The sequence below is a fragment of the Arthrobacter sp. 35/47 genome (assembly GCF_000520475.1).
GTDB lineage: Bacteria > Actinomycetota > Actinomycetes > Actinomycetales > Micrococcaceae > Arthrobacter_D > Arthrobacter_D subterraneus.
On sequence record NZ_KI914620.1, the window covers coordinates 1 to 5,159 of the forward strand.

General features: G+C 65.7%; 5 protein-coding genes and 1 pseudogene. 3 read left to right on the forward strand and 3 right to left on the reverse strand.

Annotated features, from left to right (window positions below):
* A pseudogene (locus X803_RS20710) lies at positions 1-1,042 on the reverse strand (hypothetical protein); the annotation flags it as partial.
* Between the two features lie 337 nt (positions 1,043-1,379).
* Between X803_RS20710 and rplM the strand changes: the two are divergent.
* From rplM to glmM, 3 genes are all read left to right on the forward strand, one after another.
* Entirely contained in the window at positions 1,380-1,823 is a 444-nt protein-coding gene (rplM, locus tag X803_RS0116155; RefSeq protein ID WP_026545937.1) for a 50S ribosomal protein L13, read from the forward strand.
* A 39-nt stretch (positions 1,824-1,862) separates the two neighbouring features.
* Complete coding sequence (gene rpsI / locus X803_RS0116160; protein WP_026545938.1) at positions 1,863-2,360, forward strand: 30S ribosomal protein S9; 498 nt, start codon at positions 1,863-1,865, stop codon at positions 2,358-2,360.
* 222 nt (positions 2,361-2,582) lie between these two features.
* Complete coding sequence (gene glmM / locus X803_RS0116165; protein ID WP_026545939.1) at positions 2,583-3,935, forward strand: phosphoglucosamine mutase; 1,353 nt, start codon at positions 2,583-2,585, stop codon at positions 3,933-3,935.
* Between the two features lie 72 nt (positions 3,936-4,007).
* On the opposite strand, the gene mscL is transcribed toward glmM, so the two are convergent.
* Both mscL and X803_RS20715 read right to left on the reverse strand, forming a co-directional pair.
* Positions 4,008-4,403 (reverse strand): large conductance mechanosensitive channel protein MscL, encoded by a 396-nt coding sequence (gene mscL / locus X803_RS0116170; protein ID WP_026545940.1) that lies wholly within the window; start codon positions 4,401-4,403, stop codon positions 4,008-4,010.
* An 84-nt stretch (positions 4,404-4,487) separates the two neighbouring features.
* Positions 4,488-5,159, reverse strand: a 672-nt coding sequence (locus X803_RS20715; RefSeq protein WP_253907501.1) for a M15 family metallopeptidase, incomplete at its 5' end; no start/stop codon positions are given.

The window sequence follows — 5,159 nt, forward strand, 5'->3', positions numbered from 1 at the left end:
GGCCGCGGGCGCCCAGCAGCCGGTCCTCGGCTGCCCGCGTGCCGGCGAGCAGCCGCGTGAACTGGACGACAGTCACGGCGCTCAGGGCAACGAGCACCACGAGCGCAATCGGGAGGACAGCGCTCACAGACTGCGTTGCGTCGGCCGCGGAGGAGAGCACGCCGGCGAGCCCTCCGGACGGAACCACGCCGCCGCTGTTCACCGCCGTATCGCTGCCGAGCCGCTGCGGCAGCTGGCGCAAACCCTCAGCGAGCCGGGCCAGCCCAGCCGCGTCCGCCGTGTCCGCGTCCACCGTGAAGATCCACTGGACTTTCGGATCACCGGTCAGCCTGGGTATGGCATCGGGAGGAACGACGACGGCGGTCGGCATCGTCTCCGCGCCCTGGACGGGCACGGGGTCCAGGAAGGCGGCATCCGGGCCGGTGGAATTCAGGGCGGCCACCAGTTCAAGCCGAAGCGTGCCGTCCGCGCCCTCGACCGCGAAGGTATCGCCTGGTACCAGCCCGAGCGCGTCCGCCGTCGAGGCTTCGAGAGCGGCGGGGACGTGGCCGCTCTCGGTCGTCCCTCCCGGGGGTGTCCCGTCCAGGGTTGTTCCGCCCGCGGTGAAGGGTTCGAGGGAGCCAGCTGCCGGCGTCGTCGTCGGGGTCCAGCCGACCGGCAGGAAGGTGAGATCGGAGGGTAGGTTGGTGGCGCTGCCGCCGGAGGGCACCAGCGGGCGGGGCGGCGAGTAGGAAGCTGTGGAGATTTCCAGACCGTTGGTTAGTCTGAGCTCCGCGAAGGCTTCTTCAGCGGCGCGCTGCTGTTCGGTGGCGTCGTCGGACTGGGAGGTGTGGATCCTGAAGAATCCCTCGGAGCCGGAGCCGGAGCCGGAGCCGGAGCCGGAGCCTGCGGCGAGGGAGCGCAGGGCCCCGGTGGCCGCGAGGTGGGTGGTGCCGCTGATCCCGGCAAGGACCGCCGTCAGGACCGCGAGCGTCAGCGCTATGATGGCCAGAAGGCTGCGACGGGCGTCGGAACGGCGCGAAGCAAGATGGACCAGCTTCACCTCGTTGCCCTACCCCCTCGATCAACCTCCTGCCATCCTATGCTCAAGGTTTCACGGGGCAGTACCCATGTTTTGACCCGCGTTTTGACCGGTGGGGTCGGTGCACGCTAATCTTGGAAGTCGTTGTGCGTGTCCCATCTCGATACGTCCATGTCCGCGTGCGGCTCAGTTGCAGAGCTACCTGGTCCGCGGAAATGGCCGAGAACCCAGGGATCACCGGTCCAGTTTCAGTCCTCACCTGAAGTCCCGGTAACGCATGCATCAGCTGCGTTGGTATCTGGAGGTTTTCCTTTCAGAACGCCGGCGTCACCGTAGACAAGAAACGAAGGCAAAAACCGTGCGTACGTACACCCCGAAGCCCGGCGACATCAACCGCCAGTGGCACGTCATTGACGCCACCGACGTTGTCCTAGGCCGTCTTGCCAGCCAGACCGCAACACTGCTGCGCGGAAAGCACAAGCCGACCTTTGCCCCCCACATGGATATGGGCGACTTCGTCATCATCATCAACGCCGAGAAGGTTGCCCTCACCGGCGCCAAGCTCGAGCAGAAGCGTGCCTACCGCCACTCCGGTTTCCCGGGTGGCCTGAAGTCCGTCAACTACGCAGAGCTGCTGGAGAAGAACCCGGTTCGCGCTGTGGAGAAGGCCATCAAGGGCATGCTGCCCAAGACCTCCCTCGCTGCCCAGCAGATCGGCAAGCTGAAGGTCTACCGCGGTGCGGAGCACCCGCACGCGGCCCAGAAGCCCCAGACTTTCGAAATCACCCAGGTCGCTCAGTAGTCCTGGCCACCACAGACTAAGAATCACTCAAGGAGAACCGTGGCTCAGAACACTGAAGAGCTGAATGAACCTACCGAGGAGCTCACAAGCTACACCTCGGAATCCGCACCCGCCTCAGAGACCCCCGTCAAGGAGCGCCCTGCGCTCACCGTCGGTGGTTCCGCTGTAGGCCGTCGCAAGGAAGCCGTTGCACGCGTCCGCGTGACGCCCGGCACCGGCAAGTGGATTGTCAACGGCCGCGAGCTGTCTGACTACTTCCCCAACAAGCTCCACCAGCAGGAAGTCAACGATCCGTTCAAGCTCCTCGAGCTCGACGGTGCGTACGACGTCATTGCACGCATCCACGGTGGTGGCCCTTCCGGCCAGGCCGGCGCGCTGCGCCTCGGTGTTGCCCGTGCGCTCAACGAGATTGACCGCGACAACAACCGCCCCGCCCTCAAGAAGGCAGGCTTCCTGACCCGTGACGCCCGCGTCATCGAGCGCAAGAAGGCCGGTCTCAAGAAGGCACGCAAGGCGCCTCAGTACTCCAAGCGGTAAAAATCGCCCGACCCAGGGAATACCGCTGGCGCGTTATTCCTTGGGTCCCCTCGGCTTTTTCCAGCGATTGGCTCCACGCTTGTGCCACTCGGCTTCTCAAGCACTCGGAGCGAAAAGTTTTGCTTCACCCGTTACGCCCGCTCGGCAGTTGCCGGGCGGGCGTAACGCCTTTAAACCGCAGCTCCATGGGGCTCACGCTCATCTGACCTAGGATGGACCACGATGACTAGATTATTTGGGACCGATGGTGTCCGCGGTCAGGCGAACGGCCTCCTCACCGCAGAACTTGCCCTTCAGCTTGCCCAGGCGGCCGCCGTCGTGCTCGGACATCAGCAGGCCGACGGTCGGCGGCCCACCGCTGTCATTGCACGCGATCCGCGGATCAGCGGCGACTTCATCGCCGCTGCCGTCGAAGCGGGCCTGGCCAGTGCCGGCGTCGACGTCTATGACGCAGGTGTCCTGCCCACCCCCGCCGCGGCGTTCCTCGTGGCGGATCTGGACGCGGACTTCGGCGTCATGATCTCCGCCTCCCACAATCCCGCCCCGGACAACGGCATCAAGTTCCTCGCCCGCGGCGGCAAGAAACTCGATGACGCTCTCGAAGACGCGATCGAAACCGAACTGAACGCACCCAAGCACCGGCCCGTCGGCCCGGACGTCGGCCGGATCCAGCGATTCGCGGATGCGGAAGACCGCTACATCGTGCACCTCCTGCAGTCCCTCCCGCACCGTCTCGACGGGTTGAAGGTGGTCCTGGACTGCGCCAACGGCGCTGCCAGCGGATGTTCCCCTCAGGTGTTCTCGGATGCCGGCGCGGAAATCGTTGTGATCGGTGCAGACCCGGACGGCAACAACATCAATGACGGGTGCGGCTCCACCCATCTTGAGCTGCTCCAGGCCGCGGTGCTGGAACACGGCGCGCACCTCGGAATTGCGCACGACGGCGATGCTGACCGCTGCCTCGCGGTCGACCACGAGGGAACCGTTGTTGACGGTGACCAGATCATGGCGATCATGGCTGTTGCACTCAACGGGGCCGGCCGCCTGAAGGACAGCACCCTGGTGGCCACGGTCATGAGCAACCTTGGCCTCAAGCTCGCCCTCCGTGAGGCGGGGATCAGCCTGCGGGAGACCGCGGTCGGTGACCGTTACGTCCTCGAAGGAATGCGCGACGGCGGTTTCAGCCTCGGCGGCGAACAGTCCGGCCATGTGATTTTTGCCGACTACGCAACCACCGGCGACGGCGTCCTGACCGGCCTCCAGCTCGCGGCGCAGGTCGCGCTGACCGGCCGGAGCCTCAAGGAGCTCGCTACGATCATGACCAAGCTTCCCCAGGTGCTGATCAATGTGAAGGGCGTCGACAAGGGCAGCGTCAACAGCGACGACGAGGTGCAGCGTGCTGTCCGTGAAGCGCAGGCCGCGCTTGGTGAAACCGGCCGGGTGCTGCTGCGCCCCTCGGGTACCGAACCCGTTGTGCGCGTGATGGTGGAAGCCGCCGACATGGTGACCGCTGAGCGCACCGCGGAGACCCTGGCGGGGATCGTGCAGAACCAGCTGGCGCTGGAGCCTGCCTGACCGGCCACAACATAGCGATCGAAGGGCGGAGACCTATGTCTCCGCCCTTCAGCTGTCTTCGGGTATCAGGGCTTACAGGGAACGCTGGCGGATACTGTCCCGGATCTCGGTCAGCAGCGCCACCTGCGGATCGACCTCCTCAACCTTCTCTTCCAGGTCCAGCTTCCGGTCACGGCGGTGCACAAGCTTGTTCATCGGCATCACGATGACAAAGTAGACGGCGGCCGCGATCAGCAGGAAGTTCACGACGGCGGTGAGAAACGCACCGAACAGGATCTCGTTGCCGTTGATGGTCACCTTCGCAAAATCGTCGAAGTTCGGCGACCCGACCAGGGCTGAGATCAGGGGCATGAGGACGTTCTCCACCAGCGATGACACCACCGCTCCGAACGCCGCACCGATAACCACGGCAACCGCCAGATCAATGACGTTGCCCTTCATGATGAATTCCTTGAAACCGTTGAGCATGCCTTCACGCTACTGGAACTTTCGCGCACTTCTGGTGAGCTGACGTCGCCCGGGCCCGCCATAGGTGCGCAAAAGTTCCGGGGGTCAGTACCCGGGGGCCGCCGGAAGCCCGAAGTATTCCTCCAGGGTCCTGGTTCCCTCAGCCCGCATTGCTTCGGCGACGTCCGGACCCACGTAGCGGTAATGCCAGGCCTCTCCGGAGAACCCGGTGGTGCCTTCCGCGCCGTCCGGGTACCGCAGGACGAACCCGAAGCGATGCGCGTTGGCTGCCATCCACTGACCGGCCGCCGTGTCCGCGAAGCAGGGGGAGAGGGTGCAGGCGCCGTCGTCCTGGCCGACGTCGAACGCCAGTCCCGTCTGGTGTTCGGAGAAGCCTGCCCGGGCCGAGATGCGGTCAGCGGCGGCCGTGTCTCCGCCGTTCTGCGCGACCCAGTGCTCATAGGTGGAGACCTGGTCCTGGTAGGAGCGGTATCCGCTGACCAGGGTGAGGCCGACGCCGTCGTCCGCTGCTGCCGCGAAGAGGTCCTGAACTGCGGCTGCGGTGTCTCCGCGGAGCAGCGCGTTGGGCTCCTGTACGGCAAGCGGCACCGCGGGCAGCACCAGTCCGGAGGGGAAGTAGTCGATGGGGTCGAGCGGGCGCTTCTTGTTGACGACCACGGTCACGGAGGCCGGATCGCTCAGCTCGGCGGAGCCGAGCCGGGCAGCAGTGGCAGGAGTCGCCGGTGAACTGGTCGCGGCCGCACTCGGCTCCGGCCG

What these genes read in the sequence shown, in the direction of transcription:
- glmM (WP_026545939.1), top strand. Translation starts at nt 2,583, where the DNA reads ATGACTAGATTATTTGGGACCGATGGTGTCCGCGGTCAGGCGAACGGC.
- mscL (WP_026545940.1), bottom strand. Translation starts at nt 4,403, where the DNA reads ATGCTCAACGGTTTCAAGGAATTCATCATGAAGGGCAACGTCATTGAT.